Here is a 22,332-nt window from a genome sequence, read left to right as displayed (position 1 = left end):
GCTTCTCAGCCCTCGGCACCGCCGAGATCGTTCGCGTGGCATGACATCAGCGGGGAAAGGGGAAGTCACGCCTTAGGCGTGAGTTACGCAACAATGCCGTACAGACGGCGAAACCGCATCGAGATCATGTTCGGAAGGCTCAAAGACTGGCGACGGGCCGCAACTCGCTATGATCGCTGCCCCACGGTCTTCCTCTCCGCAATCGCTCTCGCTGCAACCCTCATCTATTGGCTATGAGTCCAGACCCTAGGCTAGGCCGTGAAGGCGTCGCGGTAGGTGTCGCGCAGGACGTTCTTCTGCACCTTGCCCATCGTGTTGCGCGGCAATTCCTGGACCACGCGGAAATCGCGCGGATGCTTGTAGCGGGCCAGCGCGGTGCGCACCGCCTCGGCGATCGCGTCGAGGTCGGGCTGCATGCCCTTCTCGGGCACGATAACCGCCAGCGGCGTCTCTCCGAAATCGGCATGCGGCACGCCGATCACGGCGGATTCCAGCACGCCCGGCTGGTCGTCGAGCACCAGCTCGATCTCCTTGGGATAGATGTTGTAGCCGCCCGAGATGATCAGGTCCTTGTCGCGCCCGACGATCTGGAGATAGCCGTCCTCGTCGTAGCGGCCCAGGTCGCCGGTGATGAAGAAGCCGTCCTCGCGCAGTTCGGCTGCGGTCTTTTCCGGCATTTGCCAATAGCCCTTGAAAACGTTGGGGCCGCGCACCTCGACCTGCCCGGTCTCGCCTTGGGGAAGGGTCTTGCCGGTCTCGGGGTCGGTCACCTTGACCTCGACCCCCGGCAGGGGCTGGCCCACGGTGCCGGGACGGCGTTCGCCGTCATAAGGGTTCGAGGTGTTCATGTTCGTCTCGGTCATGCCGTAGCGTTCGAGGATGCGATGCCCGGTGCGGGCGGCGAACTTCTCGTGCGTGTCGGCCAGCAGCGGCGCGCTGCCGGAGACGAACAGCCGCATGTTGCGGGTCAGGTCGCGGGTCAGGCGGTCGTCGTCCAGCAGGCGGGTGTAGAAGGTCGGCACCCCCATCATCGCGGTGGCCTGCGGCAGGCGCTCGATCATCGCGTCGGGGTCGAACTTCGGCAGGAAGATCATCGTGGAGCCGGCCGCCAGCGTCGTGTTGGTCGCCACGAACAGCCCGTGCGTGTGGAAGATCGGCAGCGCGTGCAGCAGCACGTCGTCTTCGGTGAAGCGCCAGAAATCGACAAGCGTCTGCGCGTTCGACAGCAGGTTGTCCTGCGTCAGCATCGCGCCCTTGCTGCGCCCGGTGGTGCCCGAGGTATAGAGGAACGCGGCCAGATCGTCCGCGTGGCGCGCGACCGTGTCGAAGCTGTCGGGCTTGCCGGCGGCGGCGTCGGCAAGGCTGCCGGTGCCGTCGGCACCCAGCGTCAGAAGCTGCGCACCCTGCCCTTCGGCCATGCCGCGCAGCGCGTCCGCGCGCGCGGGGTCGCAAACCAGCAGGCGGGCGCCCGAGTTCTCGACGAAGTACGACAGCTCGTCGCAGGTATAGCCGGTGTTGAGCGGCAGGAAGACGACGCCCGCCTGCACACAGGCGGCGTAGATCGCCAGCGCCTCGGGCGACTTTTCCACCTGCACGGCTAGGCGGTCGCCGGGGGCGAGGCCGGCGTCGGTGATGGCGTGGGCGAATTGCGCGGCGCGGGCAAGGAACGCGGCGTAGGAAATCCGGTCGCCGTCCGGCAGGATCAGGAAGGGTCTGTCCTGCCCGGCATGGGGCGCGAACAGGCTGTCGTAAAGGTGGTTCGCCATGCTGTTCTCTGTCCTCCTAGGCCATCTGCTTGTCGGCCGCGGCGGCCAGCGACCGCACCTCGGAGGAGGTAGCGATTTCGCGCGCGTCGGCGAAGCGTTCGTGGTTTTGCGACACCCGGGCCAGATCGTAAAGGTAGTTCACCATCGCGCCGCAGGATTGCGCCTGCCCCTTTTCCGAGGCGTCGGCGCCGGCATGCAACTGGTGCACCGAGGCGCCGTTGCCCAGGTGGAAGCGCGCCACCGGGTCGAGCGGAGTGCCGTCCTCGCGCCGGGCGCGTGTGAGGTACCACGCCGCCAGCGCGCGCATCTGCGCGTCGTCGGCGGGGTCGTGCGCGATGCCACTATCACCCAGCCAGCGGCAGAAACCGGGGATCGGCGACAGGGTGACGAAGGTCTTCAGGCCCGGAAGCTCCATCGACAGGTCTGCGGCGACCTGCTTGATCAGCGAGTTGCCGAACGAGATGCCCGCCAGCCCGTTCTGGCAGTTCGAGATCGAGTAGAACACCGCCGTGTCGGCGCGGTCCTTGTTCAGCTCGGTGCGATCCTCGGCCAGCAGGCCTTGGACCGAACCGGGAATGCCGCGGGTCAGCGCGACCTCGACGAAGATCAGCGGCTCGTCCGGCATGGCGGGGTGAAAGAAGGCGAAGCAGCGCCGGTCGTCGGGCTCGACCCGGCGGCGCAGGTCCTCCCACTTGTCGATGGCGTGCACCGCCTCGTAGGCGATGATCTTTTCCAAGATGCGCGCCGGGCTTTCCCAGCTGATCGGGCGCAGCACGAGGAAGCCGCGGTTGAACCAGCTGGCGAAGAGGTGCCGGAAATCGAGGTCGAGCGCCTGCAGCGCGGGCTCGTCCCGGCCGAGGCGGAGCAGGTCGGCGCGCATATTGACCAGCGCGTTGGTGGCACCGGGCACCTGGTTCAGGCGGCGGATCAGCTCTTGCCGGGGTGGTTCTGCCGCGTTCATGACGGCACGGTAGGTGGTCTTGGTCTGGCCCTGCTCGTAGGCGGCCAGGGCGGTGCGCAGCCGGTCGGTGTCGATCGTCATCTCATCGGCGAGATGGCGGAAGAAGTCCAGCCGCCCCGCGTCGTCCAGCGCCGCGTAACGGTCGAGGATCGAGCGCGCCAGCGTCAGGCCCGAGATCTCGCCCCGCGCGCCGATCAGGTCGGCGGCCTGGTCCGGGATGGGCCGCGCGTCCGTGCGGCCGCCGCCCCAAGGGGCATAGCGCCGCTCGAAGACGGTCGAGAGCATGTCGGCAAGGATCGTCACAGTTCGGCTCCCATGACCAGGTTGGGCAACCACAGCGCGAGGCCGGGGAAGATGCACAGCAGGATGATCGCCACGACCATGCAACCCACGTAGGGCAACGAGCCGACGAGGATCGTCTTGAGCTTGATGTCGGGCGCGATGCCGTTGATGACGTAAAGGTTCAGGCCCACTGGGGGCGAGATCAGCCCGATCTCCATGTTGATCGTCAGCACGACGGCGAACCAGATCGGGTCGAAGCCCGCCAGCGTGATGATCGGCAGCAGGATGGGCGCAGCCATCAGGATCACCGCGACCGGCGGCAGGAAGAAACCTGCCACCAGCAGGAACAGGTTGATCATCGCCATCAGGACCCAGCGGTTCACGTCGAGCGAGCCGATCCATTCGGCGATGGATTGCGTGATGAACAGCGACGACAGCATGTAGCTGAAGACGCCAGCCGCGCCGATGATGAACAGGATCATCACCGATTCCTTGGTGCTGTCGCGCAGCACCGTCCAGATCGCGCGGGGCGACCACATGGAATAGATCACCATCGCGATCAGCAGGCACAGCAGCGCGCCCACGGCGGCGGTTTCCGACGGGGTCGCGATGCCGCCATACATCGCGTAGAGCACGCCGAGGATGATCGCGATGAAGGGCAGCACGCGGGGCAGGATCTCGAACTTCTCGCGCCAGCTGTAGGTCGTCGCGCGCAGCACATGCGCATCGCCCGATTTCCACGTGGAATAGAGCGACCACAACATGAACAGCCCCACCAGCAGCAGGCCCGGGATCACCCCCGCCAGGAACAGCCGCCCGATCGAGGTTTCGGTGGCGATGCCGTAGACGATCATCGTGACCGAGGGCGGGATCAGGATGCCCAGCGTGCCGCCCGCCGCGATGGACCCGGCGGCGACGCTGTCGGGATAGCCGCGCTTGCGCATCTCGGGGATGCCCATCTTGCCGATGGCGGCGCAGGTTGCGGGGCTCGACCCGCTCATGGCCGAGAACAGCGCGCAGGCGCCGAGGTTCGACACGACCAGCCCGCCGGGCACGCGTGTCAGCCAGCGTTCAAGCGCCTCGTAGAGGTCTGCGCCCGCGCGGGTCGAGGCGATGGCCGCCCCCATGATGATGAACATCGGGATCGACAGCAGCGCGAAGTTGTCGAGCTTGCCGAAGAATATCTCGGGCATCAGCGACAGCGACGACATCCCGTCGAAGACGATCAGGAACCCGCCGGCCACCACCAGCAGCCCGGCGGCGACGGAGATCCCCGAGAACAACACGCCCACGGTGACCACGGCCACCAGCGATCCAAGCGACAACGGATCCATCAATCGGCCCTTTCGGCAACGTCGGAGAGTGTGGCGTCGGCATTGAGGCCGAACGGCTCCTCGACCTCGGTGAGCATGGCGTAGAAGTCGGCGGCGAGCTGCAGGAAATACAGCCCGAAGCCCAGCGGCAGCATCAGGTAAGGTACCCACAGCTTGGGGTTCCAAGGCGAGTTCGACGTCTCGCCCCAGTCCCACGCCTCGTGCCAGAAATGGTAGCCGTGCCAGACCATCGCGCCGATCACCGCCAGCGTCAGCAGCAGCACCAGGAAGGCCAACACCTTGCGAAGCCCGTGCGGCAGCATCAGCGGCAGCAGGTCGACGTTCACGTGGCCGCGCAGGAACTGCACGTATGGAAGGCCCAGCATCGTCGCGGCGATCATCATGTAGGTGACGCCCTCGGTCTGCCAGATGGTCGAGCCGTTGAGGACGAAGCGGATGAAGATCATCTGGCAGGTCACCGCGACCGACGCGATGATCAGCAGCGCCGAGGTGATGCCCGCGAGCTGGCTGAGCCAGCCGATCGCGCGCAGCACGGGATTGCCGCCATGTCTGGCGACCGTTTGGCTATTGGAAGAGCCGGACATGCGCGGCCTCTCGTTGGATGTGGACGGGGTGGCGCGGAGGCGCCGTTATTGCTGATGCCGCGATCGATGGCGCTCCAGCGGCCGGCGGTGACGACCGGGCGCGCGCGGCGCCCGGCCTTCCCCGATCGCGAGGTCAGGCGCCGTTCACTCGACCGACAGCGCCATGTCCAGCAGCTTCTGCCCCTCGGGCGAGCCTTCGAGGAACGCCTTGTAGGCGGTCTCCTGCGCCAGCGCGCGCCAGGCCTCGAACTCCTCGGCCGTCATCTCGGCGATTTCGACGCCATTCTCGGCGAAGATGTCGCGCGCCTCGCCGTCCTCCTTCTTGGCCTCTTCCAGGTAGAAGGCCTCGGCCTTTTCGGCCGCATCCATCAGCGCCTGCTGCTGTTCCTCGTTGAGACCGTCAAAGGTCGACTTGTTCATCAGCATCGGCTGGTACATGAACCACAGCGCGTATTCGCCCGCGGGCGTGAAACAGGCCACCTGCTCATAGATGCGGTAGCTGACGAAGGACGACGACGACGTGTTCGCCGCGTCGAGGACGCCGGTCTGCATGGCGTTGTAGATCTCGGCCGAGGACATCGACGCAATCGACGCGCCGGCACCCGCCAGCATCTGCTCGAACGCCTTGCCGGCGGCGCGCATCTGCTTGCCCTCGACGTCCTCGGGCGCGGTGATGCATTCCTCGGTCCCGGCGAAGCCGCCGGCGAGGTAGCCGGGCACCAGCGTCATGATGTCGTCCTCGTTCAGGATCGTCTCGATCTCGGCCATGAACTCGGAATCGTTGAGGCGCGCGGCGTGGTCGTGGTTCTTCACCAGGCCCGGCATCAGCGTCAGGTTGTACGGGTTGCGCAGGCCGCCCGCGTAAGACAGCGGGAAGACGATCATGTCGACCTGCCCGCGGGACAGCGGCTTGTACTGTTCGCGCGCCTTGAACAGCGACTGGCTGGGGAAGATCTTGATGTCCAGCCCGACATCGGCGGCGGCGACCTCGTCGGCCACCATCTGCGCGACCTTGTGGCGGACGTCCCCTTCGGACCATTGGTGCGAGATGCGCAGTTCCTGCTGGGCCTGTGCGGCGAATGCGGTCGCGCACAGCGTCGCCGCGGCGGCGAATGTTGTAAGCTTCATCGGTTTTTCCTCCCTTGTGGCGGCCCCTCCAGACCGCCGACCCAAAAGGTTTCGCAACGTAACGCGGCTGCGTCAACAAGTTTGTATACAATAACTCTGGTATTGTCGCGCTGACCGCGTTTTCGTATACATCGAGGCATGCGACGCAAACGCTCGGACACCATTGCGGAAACGCTCGAGGGCCTGATCCTCGACGGCACATTCGCCGATGGCGACCGGCTGGACGAGGTGCAGCTGGCCGAACGTTTCGATGTCTCGCGCACGCCGCTGCGCGAGGCGTTCCAGCGGCTCGCGGTGTCGAACCTGGTCGAGCAGATCCCGCGCCGCGGCGTCTTCGTGCGCCAGCCCGGCCCGGTCGCGCTGCTCGAGATGTTCGAGGTCATGGCCGAGCTGGAAGCCGCCTGCGCGCGATTGGCCGCGTCGCGGATCACCGACGCCGCGCTGGACGAGATGCGCGCGGTGAATGGCCGATGCCACGCCTCGGTCGAGGTCCGCGATGTCGACGGCTACTACCGCGAGAACGAGCGCTTCCACGCCATCCTGTACCGGCAATCGGCGAACGGCTTCCTGGAAGACAAGTGCCTGCGGTTGCAGCGCAGGCTGGCGCCGTTCCGGCGCCGGCAACTGCACCTGCGCGGGCGTCTCGCACAGTCGATGGCCGAGCACGAGGCGGTAGTCGCGGCGCTTGAACGCGGCGATGCGGCCGCGGCCGCCAAGGCGATCCGGGCCCATGTTGCCGTACAGGGCGAGAAGTTCCACCTTCTCATGAGCAGCCTAAAGCAGCCTGCCGATAGCCGCACAGGAGACCGACATGCTCCGAACCTACCGTAGCGGGCCGCCGGAGGATCTCGTCCTGAGGGAGGTAGTGCGGTCGTCTGGGCGCTGATAGGCACTCTTAGGCGCTTCAAGGCACTGTCAGAGGAAGTTTGCGTGAGGCGCAATTGCCCGCGGCCTAGCCTGAAAGCATGACCAAGCGCAGCCCATTCCGCTTCTTCAAGACGTCACCGGAGATCATCCGGCTGACCTCATGCTCCGCATCCGCTTCCCGCTATCGCTGCGGAACGTCGAGGATCTGCTTCACGAGCGGGGCTTCGATTTGAGCCACGAAACCATCCGCTACTGGTGGCATCGCTTCGGCCCTACGCTCGCGACCCAATCCGGAAGCGTCGGATCGAGGGCATGCGGTCCAGCCGCTGGCGGCGGCACCTCGACGAGATGTTCGTGAAGATCAACGGTGAGACACATTATCGGCACCGTGACCGCCGGCGGCGCCTGCGACACGCGCCGCTGCCACGAGGCCATCACTGACCGTCACGCCACGCCGATCATTACGATCCGGAAAAGCGGCCGCCTTTGGAAAGGCGACTGCCCCGCGGCACGCGCCCGTACCGAAACCCCGCGCGCGACGCGATATGACGGACGGGCGTTCCGGAAACGCTGGACGGGATACCATGCCCGCAGCCCGATCGAGGCGAGGATGCGCTGCCTGAAAGCCTTCGGCGAGCGCATCGCCGCGAGAGACCCCGACCGCCAGACCGCCGAAATCCACATCCGCATCGCCCTCATGAAACGCTTCAACGCCCTCGGCACCGCCGAGACTATCCGCGTGCCATGACGGGCAATAGGGGAAGGGGCAGCCACGCCTCAGGCGCGCGTTGCGCAACAACACCGTTACCAGCACTCAATCGATCACGATGATCCAATGAAACCGCGGCTGCTAGAGCCGCCTTCGGTGGGCCATTTCTATTGCCTTGCGCCAGGTGGGCGTGCCCCCATCTCCCGCAATAACACCTCGCAACGACAGTCTACGCAGTTCCGCCGGACGCTTTGGCGCCGGCATTTTCGGGTTTCCTTGGCGGATTTTATCGCCATGCATGGGTTCCTGCGGGGAACGTCTCTTTCCGGCGGTGGTTCGGTCACCAAAAGGAGGATCAGACAATGGCTGAGACGACGACCGATCACGACACGATCCGCAAGTGGGCCGAGGCCAAGGGCGGCAAGCCCGCCGCCGTGGACCGGACGCATACGGACGACGACGTGGGCATCATCCGCATCATGTTCCCCGACGCGCCGAACTCGGAGCACGAGGCACTGGAGGAGATCAGCTGGGACGAATTCTTTGAGGAATTCGAGAAGAAAAAGCTCGCGCTGCTCTACGAAGACGACAGCATGTTCTCCAAGATGATCTCCCGCGACTCGGCCGGCTAGACCGGCCGGTACTGGCGCCGCCCGCCCCGTGCGGGACGGGCGGCGCGGCAGGGCCGCAAGTTCAGCCGGCGGCGCGGGCATAGACGCCGTCGATGGCGGCGGCAAGCGTACCCAGGCTTTCACAGGCCGGATCGAAGCGCGCGCCTCCGGCGAGCCGCCGCGCCCAGTCGGCGGCGGCACGGCCGCCCCAATCGTCGGGCGGAGCCACGCGCTGTTCGCTTTGCGTGCCGTGGTGACGGTGCGCAATGAAGTCGAAGAAACTGCCGCCCACGTTCTGCACCGAAAACCCGCCGTGCGTGCCGAAGGCGTCGACGCCGATCACGGCATCCCGGCCCGCGGGCAGGTTCCACGAGCACGCGATCCGGATGACCCCGCCCTCGGGCGTTTCGAGCGTGGCGGCGGCGTAATCCTCGACCGAGGTCGCGACCGCGTCGCCGATCAGGCGCTTGCCGCCCGCGTAAAGATGCGCCGAGGTGCAGCGCAGATCGCGCGCGCCCATCGCCCAGGCGGCCATGTCCAGAAGATGCGCGCCGAGGTCGATCAGGCACCCTCCGCCCGAGAGCGCGCGGTCGCGGAACCACGGCTTGTCCGGGCCGTAGGCGTTGTGGAAGGTCAAGTCGAGCGCGTGGACCGGACCCAGTTCGCCCGCCTGAACGGCGTCGCGCAGGGCCATGAAGGCGGCGGCGTGGCGATAGCTGAGGTCCACGGCCAGCAGCCGGTCGGCCATGCGCGCTGCGTCGATGCAAGCGCGGGCCTCGGCCTCGGTCCGGCCCAGCGGTTTCTGACAGAAGACGGCGGCTCCGGCATTCAGCGCGGCGATGGTCTGGTCGGCATGCAAGGCCGAGGGCGTGGCGATGACGACGCCGTCCGGCTTCGTCGCCAGAAGCGCGTCGAGGTCATCGCAGCGGACTGCATCGGGCGCCGACTGTGCCGCCTCGTCCAGCGCCTCGGGCGCGGGATCCGAAATCGCCACGATGTCGGCCACGTCCTCGGCGGCGACGGCCTCCATCCGGTTGCGGCCGATCCAGCCGAGGCCGAGGAAGGCCAGGCGCGGGCGGCGCGTGGTGACGGTTGCGGTGGTCTGGTCGTGCATTGCGGTGTCGCTCATTGCCCGTCCTCCTGCGGCGAGACCCATGCCTTCACGAAGCCCTGCGGCTTGTCGCGCGTCGCGTCCAGCGCGTCGCCCAGCCGCGACAGCGGGTAGCGGTGGGTCAGCAGCGCGTCGAGGTCGAGTCGCCCGTCGGCGGCGGCCTCGATGCCCTCGATCATGCCGCGGCGCTGCACCTCGGGGTCGCGTTCGTGCGCGCTGACGATGTCGATGCCCTTCCAGTTCCACATCTGCATGTTCACCTGCCGCGGGCCGTCCTGGTGGTAGCCGGCGATCACCAGGCGACCGCCCTCGCGCACCAGTTCGCCGGCGAGGTCCAGCGGCCATTGCAGGCCCACCGCCTCGATCACCACGTCGGCGAGACGATCCTCGGTCAGGCGGCCGACTTCGCGCATGATCTCCCAGTGATCCTCCATCGGAATCGTGTCCGAGGCGCCAAGACGGCGGGCGAGGTCCAGCGATTCCTGCCGTCGCGAGATCGCGATGACGCGCGCGCCGGCCTGCGCGGCCAGCGCGGTCAGTGCCGCGCCGATGAAGCCGATGCCGATGATCGCGACCGTCTGGCCGCTGCTGATCTGCGCGCGGCGGAAGATGTTCATGGCGCAGCCCAGCGGCTCGGCCGGCACGGGACGCCCGTCCAGCGCTTCGGGCAGCGGCAGCACGGTCTCAGCCTCGACGATCTCGTGGCTAGCGTAACCCTGGTTGCCGAGCCACGCGATGCGCTGGCCCGCGTGCAGGTCGGCCACGCCCTCGCCCAGCGCCTCGATCACGCCCCAGGCCTCGTGGCCCAGCACGCCCGGCTCCATCGGGAAGTCCTGCCATTCGGGCCCCGACCACGGTTCGAGGTTCGACGCGCAGACGCCGCAGCCCTCGATCCGCACGAGAACCTGTCCGGCGCCGGGGCGCGGCAGGTCCACCGCGACCATCTCGACCCGACCCGGCGCCACGACGCGCGCCGCGCGGGCGACCGTGTCGGCGGCGGGCTCTGGGGCGGCAATGGAGGTGCTGCTGTGGTCTGTCATCGTCTCTCCTTGGTCTGGTCCCGGTCCGGCGGCGGGGCGTCTTCGGCGTCACCGCTGCCTGCTTCGACCGGCCCAACTCACGCCGAGTTGATCCGTTCCGGAAGAAGCTCGGGAAGTCTCTGAAGATGCTGTTTTCTCCGGGAATGACCCTAAAGTCATATTTTATATGGAACTTCTGCATCTTCCCGAGGCTTTAGCCCTCAACATGCATGATTTGCGAGGAATGGGAACCATGGGAAAATCGCTGGTAACGGGCGGATGCGGCTTCATCGGGCGACAGGTGGCCACCGAACTGCTCGCCAGGGGCCGCGAGGTTGTCCTGTACGATGCAATGATCGACCAGGTGCACGGTGACGCCGCCGCCGAACCGCCCGCCGAGGCCAAGGTGATCAAGGGCGACATGCGCGACATCGACACGCTGCGCTCGGCGCTGCAGGGGGTCGACGAGGTCGTGCACCTGGCCGCCGAGGTGGGCGTCGGCCAGTCGATGTACGAGATTGCGCGCTATGTGGGCGCGAACGACCTCGGCACCGCGGTCCTGCTCGAGGCGATCGCCGAGGACCCGGTGCGCCGGCTCGTCGTCGCCTCTTCCATGAGCGTCTACGGCGAGGGCTACTACGAGGATTCCGGGGGCCGGCTGCACGAGAAGGTGCGCCGGAAGGCCGCCGACCTGAAGGCGGGCAAGTGGGAGCCGCAGGGGCCGAACGGCGAGACGCTGACTGCCCGCCCGACGGACGAGGACAAGCGCGTCGACCTCGCCTCGATCTACGCGCTGACGAAGTTCCAGCAAGAACAGGCCTGCCTGATCTTCGGCGAGGCCTACGGCATCCCGACCACCGCGCTGCGTCTGTTCAACGTCTTCGGCGCCGGTCAGGCGCTGTCGAACCCGTATACCGGCGTTCTGGCGAACTTCGCATCGCGCCTCGCCAACGGCCAGCGCCCCACGATCTTCGAGGACGGCCAGCAGAAGCGCGACTTCGTGCATGTCGACGACGTGGCGCGGGCCTTCGCGCTGGCGCTGGAACGCGACGAGTCGGCCGGGCACGTAATCAACGTCGGCTCGGGCAATTCCTATACCGTCGTGCAGGTGGCGCAGCTTCTGGCGGATGCGATGGGCTGCGCCGAGCTGGAGCCCGAGGTGCTGGGCAAGTTCCGTATGGGCGACATCCGCAATTGCTTCGCCGACATCAGCAAGGCACGCGACCTGCTGGGCTTCGCGCCCGAGAAGCGGCTGGAAGATAGCCTGGGGCCCTTCGTCGAGTGGGTGCGCAGCGCGCCCGAGACCGGCAAGAAGGACCGCGGAGACGAGATGCGGCGCCAGCTCGAGGAGCGGGGTCTGGTATCGTGAAGGACGAGTACGGTTTCGTCGAGTGGTTCCGCCCCGGCGAGTACGACAGGGTCGAGGAGGTACTGCCTAAGCTCGTGGCGTCGGGGGCGAAATACCTGCGCACGCACCTGAGCTGGGCCGAGTACCACGCGCCCGGCGGGCAGGAATGGTACGACTGGCTGCTGCCGCGTCTCGCGCGTGATATCGAGCTGCTGCCTTGCGTGCATTACACGCCGCCTTCGCTGTCGCGCACCGGGCGAAGTTCCGGCGCGCCGAAGGTGCTGAAGGACTTCGCGGACTTCCTCGACATGGTGCTCACCCGGCACGGCGAGCATTTCGAATACGTCGAGCTGTGGAACGAGCCCAACAACCTGCTCGACTGGGACTGGCGCGAGGACCCGGATTGCGACCTGTTCTGCGAAATGGTCGGCGGCGCGGCCTACTGGGTCAGGCAGCGCGGCTGGAAGCCGGTCCTCGGCGGACCCGCGCCCTTTGATCCCTACTGGCTGAACCTCATGGGAGAGCGCGGCGTGCTGGCCGAGGTGGTCGCCGCCGGCATCCATGGCTTTCCCGGCACCTGGGACAGCGAGGAAGGCACGTGGAACGGCTGGAACGTCCACATGGCCGAAATGCGCGAGATTCTCGATCGCTGGAACCCCGCCTGCGAGATCTGGATCACCGAGACCGGCTATTCGACCTGGCGCCGCGACGACATGGAGCAGGCGCGTCGCTTCCTCGAGGCGCTCGATGCCGGCGCCGACCGGATGTACTGGTACGCTTGGCGCGACCTGCCCGAGCACGTGGCGGTGCAGGAAGGTCACTGGTTCGACCCGCGCCACTACCACCTCGGTGCGGTCGAGGCGGACGGCGCGCCCAAGCTTCTGGCGCGGCTTTTGACGGCGGGCGGCCCCGCGCAGGTGCGCGAGGTCGCGCGCCTAGCGACGCCGGCGGTGGCACGGCAGGCCCGCCCGATCGCGATCACCGGCGGCGCGGGCTTCATCGGCTCGAACTTGGCGGAAAGCTTTCTGTCCGAAGGGCGCGACGTCGTCGTGATCGACAACCTCAGCCGCCCCGGGGTCGAGCGCAACCTGCACTGGCTGGCCCAGCGCCACGGCCCCCGGCTGCACGCGGTGCCGGCCGACCTGCGCGACGAACTCGCGGTCCGCGAGGCCGTGCGCGATGCCGACGCGGTGCTGCACATGGCGGCGCAGACGGCCGTGACCACGTCCCTGGTCTCGCCCATGGCGGATTTCGACGTGAACGCGCGCGGCACGCTCAACTTGCTGGAAGGCATCCGCGCGACGGGACGCAAGATACCGCTGGTCTTCGCCTCGACCAACAAGGTCTACGGCGCACTGGCAGATCTGGAGGTGGGCGATAGCAACGATGCCTGTGCACCGCTCGACGAAGGGACCCGCGCGCACGGCGTGGGCGAGGGGCGGCCGCTGGATTTCTGCACGCCCTATGGCTGCTCGAAGGGGGTGGCGGACCAGTACGTGCTGGACTACGCAAGCAGCTACGGCTTGCCCGCCGCCGTCCTGCGGATGAGCTGCATCTACGGCCCGCGCCAGTTCGGCACCGAGGACCAGGGCTGGGTCGCGCATTTCCTGATCCAGGCTCTGCAACGCCGCCCGATCACGGTCTTCGGCACCGGGCGGCAGGTCCGCGACGTGCTGGACGTGTCGGACGCGGTGGCCGCCTACCGCGCGGTGCTGGGCCAGATCGACGCGCTGTCGGGCCGGGCCTTCAACCTGGGCGGCGGGACGTCCAACACGGTCAGCCTGCTGCAGGTCCTGCGCGAGATCGAGGCGATCACCGGCAGCAAGATCGACGTGACCTTCGAGGATTGGCGGCAGGGCGACCAGCCGTGGTTCGTGGCCGACACCCGTGCGCTGGAACAAGCCGCCGGGTGGCGCGCCCGAATCGGCTGGCGGGACGGACTGCGCGGCCTCGCCGGCTGGCTGTCGGATGGCGCCGCACGCGCGCCCGAGCGTCAGCGGGTCCCGGCATGACAAGACCCGTCCTGATCACGCTCGATGCCGTGGGCGGGGTCTGGCGCTATGCCGTCGACCTTGGCGCCGGACTGGTCGCGGCGGGGCAGCCTGTCTGCTTCGCGGGCTTTGGCCCCGCCCCTTCCGCCGCCCAGCGCGCCGAGGCCGAGGCGCTCGGGCCGCTCGACTGGGGCAGGCAGGCGCTGGACTGGATGGCGCAGGGGCCAAGCGACGTGGCCGGCGCAGGTCGCTGGCTGGCCGACGTGGCGGCGCGTCGCCGCGCAAGCGTGATCCAGTGCAACCTGCCCAGCCTCGCGGCCGACATTCCCGCGGGCGTGCCGGTGGTGGCGGTCTCGCATTCCTGCCTCGCCAGCTGGTTCGAGGCGGTGCGCGGCGAAACCGCGCCGGCCGGGATGCGCTGGATCCACGACCTGACCGCCGCCGGGCTGGCGCGCGCCGACGCGGTCGTAGCGCCTTCGGCCAGCCACGCCACCGCGATGACGCGGCTCTACAACACGCTCGGGACGGTAGATGTGGTCCACAACGCCAGCCGCAGTCCGGTGCCGGCCGCCGAACGCTCGCGGACCGCCGTCGCCGCCGGACGTTGGTGGGACGAAAGCAAGGGCGGCGCCACGCTCGACCGCGCGGCACGCGACTGCGGTTGGCCGGTGCTCATGCTGGGCGCCGACCAAGGCCCGAACGGGGCGCGGATCGACATTCGCCACGCGGACCATCGCGGGCACCTCGACCACGACGACGCGGCGCAGCTGATTGCCAGCGCTGGGATCTTCGTCTCGCCCTCGCTCTACGAGCCGTTCGGGCTGGCGGTGCTGGAAGCCGCACGCGCCGGCGCGCCGCTGGTGCTGGCCGACATCCCGACCTTCCGTGAGCTTTGGAACAGCGCCGCGCTGTTCTTCCCGCCGGGCGATGCCGATGCGCTGGCAACCGCTCTCAATGATCTCGCTGCCGACGAGGCCCGGCGCGACGTCCTCGGCACCGCGGCGCAGGACCGCGCGCGCCGCTACACGACACAGGCACAGACCAAGGCGATGGCCGCGATCCACGACCGCGTGCGCGACCGCGCCATGGCGACCGAAGGAGCAGCATGAAGTTCGTTTTCTACACCCACTCGCTTGCGTCGGACTGGAATCACGGCAACGCGCATTTCCTGCGCGGCGTCATGCGCGCGCTGCAGGCGCGGGGCCACGAGACCCACGCGCTGGAACCCGAAGGGGCCTGGAGCCGCGAGAACCTGATCCAGGACCGCGGACCCGGCGCCATCGATGACTTCGAGCGAACCTTCCCCGACCTGAGCTGGGAGGTCTATCCGGCCGCGTTCGACCACCAGGCGGCGCTTGAGGGTGCCGACGTGGTGGTCGTGCACGAATGGACCGATCCGGGCCTGGTCGCGCAGCTGGGCCGGGTACGCTCGCAAGGCGCGCGCTTCACGCTGCTGTTCCACGACACCCATCACCGCGCGGTCAGCGCCGAGGGCGAGATCGAGGGCCTCGACCTGTCTGGCTACGACGGCGTGCTGGCCTTCGGCGAGACGCTGCGCGAACGCTATCTTCAGGCAGGCTGGGGCCGGCAGGTGTTCACTTGGCACGAGGCCGCGGATATCAGCCTGTTCCGGCCCCTTCCCGAGGTCGATCGCGACGGTGACCTGATCTGGGTCGGCAATTGGGGCGACGACGAGCGCAGCGAAGAGCTGGAAACCTTCCTGATCGGCCCCGCGGAGCGGCTGGGCCTGACGACGCGCATCCACGGCGTGCGCTATCCGGAACACGCGCTGGAGCGGTTGGAGGCGGCTGGCATTACCTATGGCGGCAGCATCGCCAACGCCGAAGTGCCCGAGGCCTTCGCCCGCCACCGGGTGACGGTGCATGTCCCACGCCGGCCCTACGTCCAAAGCCTGCCCGGCATCCCGACAATCCGCCCGTTCGAGGCGCTCGCCTGCGGCATCCCCCTGGTCAGCGCCCCGTGGGACGACGCCGAGGGCCTGTTCCGGCCCGGCGACTTCCGCTTCGCCCGCGACGGCGACGAGATGACGGGCCACCTGCGCGAACTGTTGTCCGACACGGAAGCGGCGCGCGAACAGGCCGAGCGCGGGCTGGAGACCATCCTCGACCGCCACACCTGCGGCCATCGGGCCGACGAATTGCTGGAGGTGCTGGCGCGCCTCGGCGTCCAGACGACACGCGAAATGGAGCCCGGCCAATGACCCGCATCGCCTTTTACGGATCGAGCCTTCTGTCGAGCTACTGGAACGGGGCGGCGACCTACTACCGGGGCATCATCCAGGCACTCGCCGCCCACGGGCACCGCGTCACCTTCTACGAGCCCGACGTCTACGACCGGCAGGCGAACCGCGACATCGACCCGCCCGACTGGTGCGAGGTCGTGGTCTACGAGGGAACCCCGGAGGCGCTGAAGCGCGTGGCGGCCGAGGCGGCGAAGGCCGACGTGGTGGTCAAGGCCAGCGGCGTCGGCTTCGAGGACGACGCGCTGCTGCGCGAGGTCATGGCTCATGCCGCACCGGGTGCGCTGAAGATCTTCTGGGACGTTGACGCGCCCGCCACGCTGGCCGCGATGCAGGCCAATCCCGACGACGCGCTGCGGGGCATGTTGCCGGATCTCGACCTGGTGCTGACCTATGGCGGTGGCGACCCGGTGATCGACGCCTATCGGCGCCTCGGCGCGCGGGACTGCGTGCCGATCTACAACGCGCTCGACCCCGCGACGCACCACCCGGTGCCGCCCGATCCGAAGTTCGCCTGCGACCTCGCGTTCCTTGGCAACCGCCTGCCCGACCGCGAGGCGCGGGTGGAGCAGTTCTTCTTCGCCCCGGCGCGCGACCTGCCGTCGATGCGCTTCATGCTGGGCGGCTCGGGTTGGGATCAGGGTGCGGTGCCGGAAAATGTGCGCTGCCTCGGCCATGTCCGCACCGCCGACCACAACGCCTTCAACGTGACGCCGCGCGTCGTGCTGAACATCGCGCGCGACAGCATGGCGGCGAACGGCTTTTCCCCCGCCACCCGCGTCTTCGAGGCCGCCGGTGCCGGCGCCTGCCTGATGACCGACTACTGGGAGGGGATCGAGCTGTTCCTGAAGCCCGGCGAAGAGGTGCTGGTCGCCCGCGACGGGCAGGATGTCACTGAGTGCCTGCGCGCCCTGCCGCCAGGACGGGACGAGGCGATCGGCGAACGCGCGCGCGCCCGCATCCTGTCCGAGCACACCTACGCCCACCGCGCCCGGCAGCTCGACGCGATGCTGCGCGAGCGCGTCCAGATCGCTGGGGCGCCCGCATGAGCCGGCCGATGGACATCGTCATCCTGGGCCTGTCGCTGGCCTCGTCCTGGGGCAACGGGCACGCCACCACGTTCCGCGCGCTTATCAAGGGCCTCGCGGCCGAGGGGCACCGGGTGCTGTTCCTCGAACGCGAAGTGCCGTGGTACGCGGGCGACAACCGCGACTTGCCCGACCCGGATTTCTGCGAACTGGTGTTCTACCACTCGCTGGACGAGGTCGAGCAGCGGCACGGTGACCGGCTGCGCGCCGCGGACGCGGTGATCGTCGGCAGCTACGTCCCCGAAGGCGCGGACCTGATCGACCGACTGGCGAAGATGGACCTGAAGCGGCTGTGCTTCTACGACATCGACACCCCGGTCACGATGGACCTGCTGGACCAGGGTGAAGAGGCGCACCTGGCGCGCCGGCAGGTGCCGGTCTTCGACATGTATTTCAGCTTTTCGGGCGGGCGCGTCCTTGATCGGCTGTCGGAACGCTACGGCGCGCGGGCGCCGCGGGCGCTGTTCTGCTCGGTCGACGAAAGCCGCTATTCCCGCGTCGACGTGCCGATGAAGTGGGACATGGGCTATCTCGGCACCTACAGCGACGACCGGCAGCCGGGGCTCGAGGCGCTGATGCTCGAGCCCGCGCGCCGGCTGCCGCACATGAAGTTCGTGGTCGCGGGGGCACAGTATCCCGAGGGCATCGACTGGCCCGACAACGTAGAGCGGATCGAGCACCTGCCCCCCAGCGAACACGCGGCCTTCTACAGCGCGCAGCGCTTCACGCTGAACATCACGCGCGTCGCGATGCGCCGGCTGGGTTGGTCTCCCAGCGTGCGGCTGTTCGAGGCCGCCGCCGTGGGCACGCCGATCCTGTCCGACCGCTGGCAGGGGCTGAGCGAGTTGCTGCCCGAGGGAAAGGCGATCGTCATCGCCGATGGGACCGAAGATGCCGTTGCTGCGTTGACAGGCGAAGATGGCACCGCGCCCGAGGCTCTGGCGGCCGAAGCACGCAGGATCGTGCTGGCCGATCACACCGGCCGCGCTCGTGCCCGGGACCTCGTGCGAATGCTGCACGACTGCCCCGAGCGCGAGAGCCTGAGCGAGGAAGAGGAGACCGCGTAATGGAAATGACACCCGTGGCGAGGACGGTCCTGGTGGCCGGCGGTGCCGGCTTCATCGGGTCGCACCTGTGCGAAGCCCTGCTGGAGCAGGGCCACAAGGTGATCTGCGTGGACAGCTTCCAGACCGGACGGCGGGACAACCTGACCGGCCTGCTGGGGCATCCGAACTTCCGGCTGATCGAGGCCGATGTCGAGCGGCTGCCCCCGATCCGCGACCGGCTGGACCGGATCTACAACCTCGCCTCTCCCGCCTCGCCCCCGGCCTACCAAGCCGATCCGGTGCGGACGATGATGACCAACGTGGTGGGCACCAACAACCTTCTGGCGCTGGCCGAGAAGAAGGGCGCGCGGCTGCTGCAGGCCTCGACCAGCGAGGTCTATGGCGACCCCCAGGTGCATCCCCAGCCCGAAGGCTATGCCGGTCACGTGAACTGCAACGGCCCGCGCGCCTGCTACGACGAAGGCAAGCGCGCCGCCGAGACGCTGTGCTACGACTATCTGCGCGCAGGCCGCGCCGAGGTGCGGGTGGCGCGTATCTTCAATACCTACGGGCCGCACATGCAGTGCGACGACGGGCGGATCGTGTCGAACTTCATCTGCCAGGCCCTGCTGGACCAGCCGATGACGATCTACGGCAACGGAGAGCAGACGCGCTCGCTGTGCTACGTCAGCGACATGGTCGAGGGCCTGATGGCACTGATGGAAATCGCCGAGACCCCCGACGGTCCAGTGAACATCGGCAACCCGCGCGAATTCACCATCCTCGAGCTGGCCGAGCAGATCCGCCGAGCCGTGCCGAACGAGGCGCGGCCGGTGTTCCGCCCGCTGCCGAAGGACGACCCGAAGCGGCGGCGCCCGGACATAGCGCGCGCCAAGTCGCTGCTGGGCTGGGCGCCGCGCGTGCCACTGGAGGAAGGGCTGAAGAAGACCGTCCCGTGGTTCGCACAGGAACTGCAAAGGCCTGTCGCCGCGTCGGGCGGGAGCACGCGTCATGCGAAGGTGACGCAATAACTCTACACGACAAGAAGTGATCCAATGACCGTACAGGACAAGAATGAGACCGCCCGCCGCATCGCCGAGCTGGCGCCGTGGTTCCACAACCTGACCATCGACGGGATCGACACCGCGCCCAACCACTTCCTGGGCGACTACCCGCGGTTCAAGTACGAAGGCTTTCGCCACGCGCTGCCCGACGACCTGCAGGGGGCAAGCGTGCTGGACATCGGGTGCAACGCCGGGTTCTACAGCCTCGAGATGGCGCGCCGCGGCGCCGGCCGCGTGGTCGGCATCGACAGCGACCCGCATTACCTGGCGCAGGCGCGCTTCGCGGCCGAGCGCGAGGGTGTGGAACTCGACCTGCGGCAGATGGACGTCTACGATGTCGAGGCCCTGGGCGAGAAGTTCGACCTCGTGATCTTCATGGGCGTGCTCTACCACCTGCGCCATCCGCTGCTGGCGCTGGACCTGCTGTACGAGCACGTGGTCGGCGACATGATGCTGTTCCAGTGCATGCAGCGCGGCCCCGACCTACAGGCCGCCCCGGTCGCCCCCGACTACGACTTCAACGACCCCGAGCCGTTCAGCCGCGAGGACTGGCCGCAACTGTGGTTCATCGAGAAGCGGTTCTCGTCGGACCCGACCAACTGGTTCATTCCCAACCAGCCGGGGATGGAGGCGATGCTTCGCTCGTCCGGCTTCACCATCGAAGACCAGATGGAGCGCGAGGTCTACCTGTGCCGCCGCGGCGAGCGCGGAGAGATGGTGCCGCCGCCGCCGCGCATCGTGACGGCCGGCTGAGGCGGACCGCGTTCGGCGGCGGCGAAGTCGTGATCGCCGGCGCGGAACCGGCCGCGCACGAGCCGGTTTCAAGCGGACCATGAAGCACATCCCCGATCTCGTCTATTACCCTGACAGCCTTCCCGGAATAACGCGCAGGCGCGCGGGCCGCGGCTGGTGCTACATCGCGCCCTGCGGCACCCGCATCGCCGACCAGGCCGAGCGTGAGCGGCTGAACAAGCTGGCGGTGCCGCCGGCCTATACCGACGTCTGGATCTGCCCCCGGCCCGACGGCCATCTTCAGGCCACGGGACGCGACGCGAAGGGACGCAAGCAGTACCGCTACCACGAAAGCTGGACCGAGTACCGCGCGCAGCGCAAATACGCGGACCTGCCCTCTTTCGGTACGCATCTTCCCGCGATCCGCCGGCGCATCCGCCGCGACCTGCGCAACGATGCCGGCGACCGCGACTTCGCCATCGCGGCGGTGCTTGCGATGATCGACCGGCTGTCGCTGCGCGTGGGCAACGCCAAGGATGTCGAGCACGGCGCCTACGGTGCCACGACGCTGCGGCCCCGCCACCTGACGCTGCACGAGGACGGCCTGCGCCTGGACTACAGCGGCAAGGGCGGCGCGCGGATTACGAAGACGCTGCGCGACAGGCGGCTGGCGAAGGTGCTGCACTCTCTCGACGACCTGCCGGGCGCGGCGCTGGCAACCTGGATCGACGACCACGGCCGGGTGCACGAGGTGACGTCGACGCAGGTGAACGAGGTGCTGCACGACATCACCGGCGAGGACGGCTTTACCGCCAAGACCTTCCGCACCTGGAACGGCACCGTCGCCGCCCTTCAGACGGCGCTGCGCGAGGAAACCCTGACCGTCAAGGCGATGGCGGAAGCGGCCTCGGAGGCGTTGGGAAACACGCCAACCATCGCGCGGAACAGCTATATCCACCCCGAGGTGATCGACCTTGTCGATGTGCCCCTGCCGGATCGTCAGCGCATCGCGCAGGAGGCACCGGAGCACCGGGAACTTCGCATGCCCGAGAACGCCCTTCTGACGTTGTTGACGCGGTAGAGCGCGGCGGCGCGGTTCCGCCGATGCCCGCTGCGCCGCATTTCGTCCCCTTTCGCGGCACGATACTATAGTCAAAACGACCAAGAGGCAGGCATGGACAGACGCGGTTTCACCCTTGGCGCGGCCGGACTGGTCGCCTTGTCGGCCTGCGGGGCGGCTCCGCGCGCGCCGCTGCCCGCCGCCGATGCAGCGACTTTCCGCCCGCAGCCCAACCCGGCCTACGATGCCTGGGTGGCGGCCTTCCGTGGCCGCGCGGCGGCGCAGGGCATCAGCGCGGCGACCCTCGAAGCGGCGTTCAGCAATGCCGGCTTCGTCCCCGAGGTGATCGAGCGCGACCGCAACCAGGCCGAGTTCAAGCGCTCGCTCGAGGATTATCTGGCGCTGGTCGCCCCCGAGGACAAGATCGCCTTCGGCCGCACCGTGGTGGCCCGCCTGTCGGGGACCCTGTCGGCGATCGCGGACCGCTACGGCGTGCCCGCGCAGATCATCGGCGCCGTCTGGGGTGTCGAAAGCTATTTCGGCACCCGTCGCGGCGAAATTCCGGTGGTCTCGGCGACGTCCACGCTGGCCTTCGACGGCCGCCGCGGCCGGTTCTTCGAGGCGAACCTGATCGAGGCACTGCGGATCCTGCAGCGCGGCGACACCACGCCCGCGCAATTGCGCGGCAGCTGGGCGGGGGCGATGGGTCACACACAATTCATCCCCACCACCTACGCGCTGCACGCGGTAGACTTCGACGGCGACGGGCGGCGCGACGTCTGGTCCGACGATCCGACCGATGCGCTGGCCTCGACCGCGAACTTCCTGCGCGAGAACGGCTGGCGGCCGGGTCTGCCTTGGGGGGTCGAGGTGCGACTTCCCGGCGGCTTCGACACGCGCGGCACCGGCCGGGGCAACCGCCGGCCGACCTCCGCGTGGCGCAGCCTTGGTGTAGTGCCGGCGCGCGGCGGGGCACTGCCCGAGCTTGGCGATGCAGCGCTGCTGACGCCGTCGGGCACGACGGGGCCGGCCTTCCTGGTCAGCCGGAACTTCGACACGATCCTGCGATACAACCCGTCCGAGAACTATGGCCTGGGCGTCGGCATCCTGTCGGACCGGCTGACGGGCGCGGGGCCACTGGTGGGCGATTTCGGCCCCGACGCCACGGGTCTGCGCCAGTCCGAGCGAAAGGCGCTGCAGGCCGGGCTGAACCGAGCCGGATTCGACGCCGGCAGCCCCGACGGCGTGATCGGCGACAAGACCCGCGCCGCGATCGCAGCCTTCCAGCGCGCCCGCGGCCTGCCGGTGACCGGTGTGCCGTCGCGCGAATTGCTCGCACAGCTTTGAAGCGAAAACGCCGGTCAGCGGTAA

Annotated in this window: 19 protein-coding genes and 3 pseudogenes; 15 read left to right on the top strand and 7 right to left on the bottom strand. The window is 68.3% G+C overall.

Annotation, left to right across the window (positions count from 1 at the left end):
• Nucleotides 1–99: 99 nt before the first annotated feature.
• Nucleotides 100–237: pseudogene (locus tag BLW27_RS07840) on the top strand (transposase); the annotation flags it as partial.
• Between the two features lie 14 nt (nucleotides 238–251).
• Here BLW27_RS07840 and BLW27_RS07835 read toward each other — a convergent pair.
• The 5 genes from BLW27_RS07835 to dctP all read right to left on the bottom strand — a co-directional run bounded on the left by BLW27_RS07835 (nucleotide 252) and on the right by dctP (nucleotide 6,055).
• A complete protein-coding gene (locus tag BLW27_RS07835) occupies nucleotides 252–1,766 on the bottom strand; it encodes a malonate--CoA ligase (RefSeq protein ID WP_089881876.1) in 1,515 nt (504 codons plus the stop codon).
• A 16-nt stretch (nucleotides 1,767–1,782) separates the two neighbouring features.
• Nucleotides 1,783–3,030: a malonyl-CoA decarboxylase gene (locus BLW27_RS07830; RefSeq protein ID WP_089881874.1), complete on the bottom strand. Its 1,248-nt coding sequence runs from the start codon at nucleotides 3,028–3,030 to the stop codon at nucleotides 1,783–1,785.
• Nucleotides 3,027–4,343, bottom strand: coding sequence for a TRAP transporter large permease (locus BLW27_RS07825; RefSeq protein ID WP_089881872.1), 1,317 nt, complete (start codon nucleotides 4,341–4,343; stop codon nucleotides 3,027–3,029). Before BLW27_RS07825 ends, BLW27_RS07830 begins: the two co-directional genes overlap by 4 nt.
• A complete protein-coding gene (locus tag BLW27_RS07820) occupies nucleotides 4,343–4,927 on the bottom strand; it encodes a TRAP transporter small permease subunit (protein WP_089881870.1) in 585 nt (194 codons plus the stop codon). Before BLW27_RS07820 ends, BLW27_RS07825 begins: the two co-directional genes overlap by 1 nt.
• Before the next feature lie 144 nt (nucleotides 4,928–5,071).
• Nucleotides 5,072–6,055, bottom strand: a complete 984-nt coding sequence (gene dctP / locus BLW27_RS07815) for a TRAP transporter substrate-binding protein DctP (RefSeq protein ID WP_089881868.1) — start codon at nucleotides 6,053–6,055, stop codon at nucleotides 5,072–5,074.
• 138 nt (nucleotides 6,056–6,193) lie between these two features.
• Here dctP and BLW27_RS07810 point away from each other — a divergent pair, with 138 nt between their 5' ends.
• The 4 genes and pseudogenes from BLW27_RS07810 (at nucleotide 6,194) to BLW27_RS07795 (ending at nucleotide 8,263) form a co-directional block, all read left to right on the top strand.
• Nucleotides 6,194–6,886, top strand: a complete 693-nt coding sequence (locus tag BLW27_RS07810) for a GntR family transcriptional regulator (RefSeq protein ID WP_089881865.1) — start codon at nucleotides 6,194–6,196, stop codon at nucleotides 6,884–6,886.
• A gap of 134 nt (nucleotides 6,887–7,020) precedes the next feature.
• Nucleotides 7,021–7,312 (top strand): annotated as a pseudogene (locus BLW27_RS21665) (IS6 family transposase); the annotation flags it as partial.
• Nucleotides 7,302–7,670, top strand: a pseudogene (locus BLW27_RS07800) (transposase); the annotation flags it as partial. The pseudogenes BLW27_RS21665 and BLW27_RS07800, both read left to right, overlap by 11 nt.
• 323 nt (nucleotides 7,671–7,993) lie before the next feature.
• A complete protein-coding gene (locus BLW27_RS07795; RefSeq protein WP_089881862.1) occupies nucleotides 7,994–8,263 on the top strand; it encodes a hypothetical protein in 270 nt (89 codons plus the stop codon).
• Between the two features lie 61 nt (nucleotides 8,264–8,324).
• On the opposite strand, the gene BLW27_RS07790 is transcribed toward BLW27_RS07795, so the two are convergent.
• Nucleotides 8,325–9,371: a Gfo/Idh/MocA family protein gene (locus tag BLW27_RS07790; RefSeq protein WP_089881860.1), complete on the bottom strand. Its 1,047-nt coding sequence runs from the start codon at nucleotides 9,369–9,371 to the stop codon at nucleotides 8,325–8,327.
• Nucleotides 9,368–10,393 carry an MDR/zinc-dependent alcohol dehydrogenase-like family protein gene (locus BLW27_RS07785; protein ID WP_089881858.1) on the bottom strand — a complete coding sequence of 342 codons (1,026 nt, stop codon included), beginning with the start codon at nucleotides 10,391–10,393 and terminating at the stop codon, nucleotides 9,368–9,370. The genes BLW27_RS07790 and BLW27_RS07785 overlap by 4 nt, the downstream gene beginning before the upstream one ends.
• A gap of 232 nt (nucleotides 10,394–10,625) precedes the next feature.
• On the opposite strand from BLW27_RS07785, the gene BLW27_RS07780 reads away from it, so the two are divergent.
• From BLW27_RS07780 to BLW27_RS07735, 10 genes are all read left to right on the top strand, one after another.
• Nucleotides 10,626–11,741, top strand: coding sequence for an NAD-dependent epimerase/dehydratase family protein (locus BLW27_RS07780; RefSeq protein WP_089881931.1), 1,116 nt, complete (start codon nucleotides 10,626–10,628; stop codon nucleotides 11,739–11,741).
• Nucleotides 11,738–13,732 carry an NAD-dependent epimerase/dehydratase family protein gene (locus tag BLW27_RS07775; RefSeq protein WP_089881856.1) on the top strand — a complete coding sequence of 665 codons (1,995 nt, stop codon included), beginning with the start codon at nucleotides 11,738–11,740 and terminating at the stop codon, nucleotides 13,730–13,732. Before BLW27_RS07780 ends, BLW27_RS07775 begins: the two co-directional genes overlap by 4 nt.
• Nucleotides 13,729–14,820, top strand: coding sequence for a glycosyltransferase family 4 protein (locus BLW27_RS07770; RefSeq protein ID WP_089881854.1), 1,092 nt, complete (start codon nucleotides 13,729–13,731; stop codon nucleotides 14,818–14,820). The genes BLW27_RS07775 and BLW27_RS07770 overlap by 4 nt, the downstream gene beginning before the upstream one ends.
• Nucleotides 14,817–15,932, top strand: a complete 1,116-nt coding sequence (locus BLW27_RS07765; protein ID WP_089881852.1) for a CgeB family protein — start codon at nucleotides 14,817–14,819, stop codon at nucleotides 15,930–15,932. Before BLW27_RS07770 ends, BLW27_RS07765 begins: the two co-directional genes overlap by 4 nt.
• A complete protein-coding gene (locus BLW27_RS07760; protein ID WP_089881850.1) occupies nucleotides 15,929–17,020 on the top strand; it encodes a CgeB family protein in 1,092 nt (363 codons plus the stop codon). Before BLW27_RS07765 ends, BLW27_RS07760 begins: the two co-directional genes overlap by 4 nt.
• An 8-nt stretch (nucleotides 17,021–17,028) precedes the next feature.
• The gene (locus BLW27_RS07755; protein ID WP_245710810.1) at nucleotides 17,029–18,126 is read left to right on the top strand and encodes a CgeB family protein; all 1,098 of its coding nucleotides are present in this window, start codon (nucleotides 17,029–17,031) and stop codon (nucleotides 18,124–18,126) included.
• On the top strand, nucleotides 18,126–19,136 hold the full coding sequence (locus BLW27_RS07750) for a UDP-glucuronic acid decarboxylase family protein (RefSeq protein ID WP_089881847.1): 1,011 nt from the start codon (nucleotides 18,126–18,128) through the stop codon (nucleotides 19,134–19,136). The genes BLW27_RS07755 and BLW27_RS07750 overlap by 1 nt, the downstream gene beginning before the upstream one ends.
• Nucleotides 19,137–19,160: 24 nt before the next feature.
• Nucleotides 19,161–19,922 carry a TIGR04290 family methyltransferase gene (locus BLW27_RS07745; RefSeq protein ID WP_089881845.1) on the top strand — a complete coding sequence of 254 codons (762 nt, stop codon included), beginning with the start codon at nucleotides 19,161–19,163 and terminating at the stop codon, nucleotides 19,920–19,922.
• A gap of 79 nt (nucleotides 19,923–20,001) precedes the next feature.
• Nucleotides 20,002–20,982 (top strand): DNA topoisomerase IB, encoded by a 981-nt coding sequence (locus tag BLW27_RS07740; protein ID WP_089881843.1) that lies wholly within the window; start codon nucleotides 20,002–20,004, stop codon nucleotides 20,980–20,982.
• A gap of 93 nt (nucleotides 20,983–21,075) precedes the next feature.
• Nucleotides 21,076–22,308, top strand: a complete 1,233-nt coding sequence (locus tag BLW27_RS07735; RefSeq protein ID WP_089881841.1) for a lytic murein transglycosylase — start codon at nucleotides 21,076–21,078, stop codon at nucleotides 22,306–22,308.
• The last annotated feature ends 24 nt before the right edge of the window (nucleotides 22,309–22,332 follow it).

The organism is Citreimonas salinaria, from assembly GCF_900107235.1.
Taxonomy (GTDB): Bacteria; Pseudomonadota; Alphaproteobacteria; order Rhodobacterales; family Rhodobacteraceae; genus Citreimonas; species Citreimonas salinaria.
This window is presented reverse-complemented; position numbering and strand designations above follow the sequence as displayed.

Bases quoted from the DNA above. Each gene is read 5' to 3' on its own strand.
- BLW27_RS07770 (WP_089881854.1), top strand. From the start codon at position 13,729: ATGACAAGACCCGTCCTGATCACGCTCGATGCCGTGGGCGGGGTCTGG.
- BLW27_RS07825 (WP_089881872.1), bottom strand. From the start codon at position 4,343: ATGGATCCGTTGTCGCTTGGATCGCTGGTGGCCGTGGTCACCGTGGGC.
- BLW27_RS07785 (WP_089881858.1), bottom strand. From the start codon at position 10,393: ATGACAGACCACAGCAGCACCTCCATTGCCGCCCCAGAGCCCGCCGCC.
- BLW27_RS07820 (WP_089881870.1), bottom strand. From the start codon at position 4,927: ATGTCCGGCTCTTCCAATAGCCAAACGGTCGCCAGACATGGCGGCAAT.
- BLW27_RS07795 (WP_089881862.1), top strand. From the start codon at position 7,994: ATGGCTGAGACGACGACCGATCACGACACGATCCGCAAGTGGGCCGAG.
- BLW27_RS07755 (WP_245710810.1), top strand. From the start codon at position 17,029: ATGGACATCGTCATCCTGGGCCTGTCGCTGGCCTCGTCCTGGGGCAAC.
- BLW27_RS07745 (WP_089881845.1), top strand. From the start codon at position 19,161: ATGACCGTACAGGACAAGAATGAGACCGCCCGCCGCATCGCCGAGCTG.
- BLW27_RS07735 (WP_089881841.1), top strand. From the start codon at position 21,076: ATGGACAGACGCGGTTTCACCCTTGGCGCGGCCGGACTGGTCGCCTTG.
- BLW27_RS07810 (WP_089881865.1), top strand. From the start codon at position 6,194: ATGCGACGCAAACGCTCGGACACCATTGCGGAAACGCTCGAGGGCCTG.
- BLW27_RS07780 (WP_089881931.1), top strand. From the start codon at position 10,626: ATGGGAAAATCGCTGGTAACGGGCGGATGCGGCTTCATCGGGCGACAG.
- BLW27_RS07740 (WP_089881843.1), top strand. From the start codon at position 20,002: ATGAAGCACATCCCCGATCTCGTCTATTACCCTGACAGCCTTCCCGGA.
- BLW27_RS07835 (WP_089881876.1), bottom strand. From the start codon at position 1,766: ATGGCGAACCACCTTTACGACAGCCTGTTCGCGCCCCATGCCGGGCAG.
- BLW27_RS07760 (WP_089881850.1), top strand. From the start codon at position 15,929: ATGACCCGCATCGCCTTTTACGGATCGAGCCTTCTGTCGAGCTACTGG.
- BLW27_RS07790 (WP_089881860.1), bottom strand. From the start codon at position 9,371: ATGAGCGACACCGCAATGCACGACCAGACCACCGCAACCGTCACCACG.
- dctP (WP_089881868.1), bottom strand. From the start codon at position 6,055: ATGAAGCTTACAACATTCGCCGCCGCGGCGACGCTGTGCGCGACCGCA.
- BLW27_RS07750 (WP_089881847.1), top strand. From the start codon at position 18,126: ATGGAAATGACACCCGTGGCGAGGACGGTCCTGGTGGCCGGCGGTGCC.
- BLW27_RS07765 (WP_089881852.1), top strand. From the start codon at position 14,817: ATGAAGTTCGTTTTCTACACCCACTCGCTTGCGTCGGACTGGAATCAC.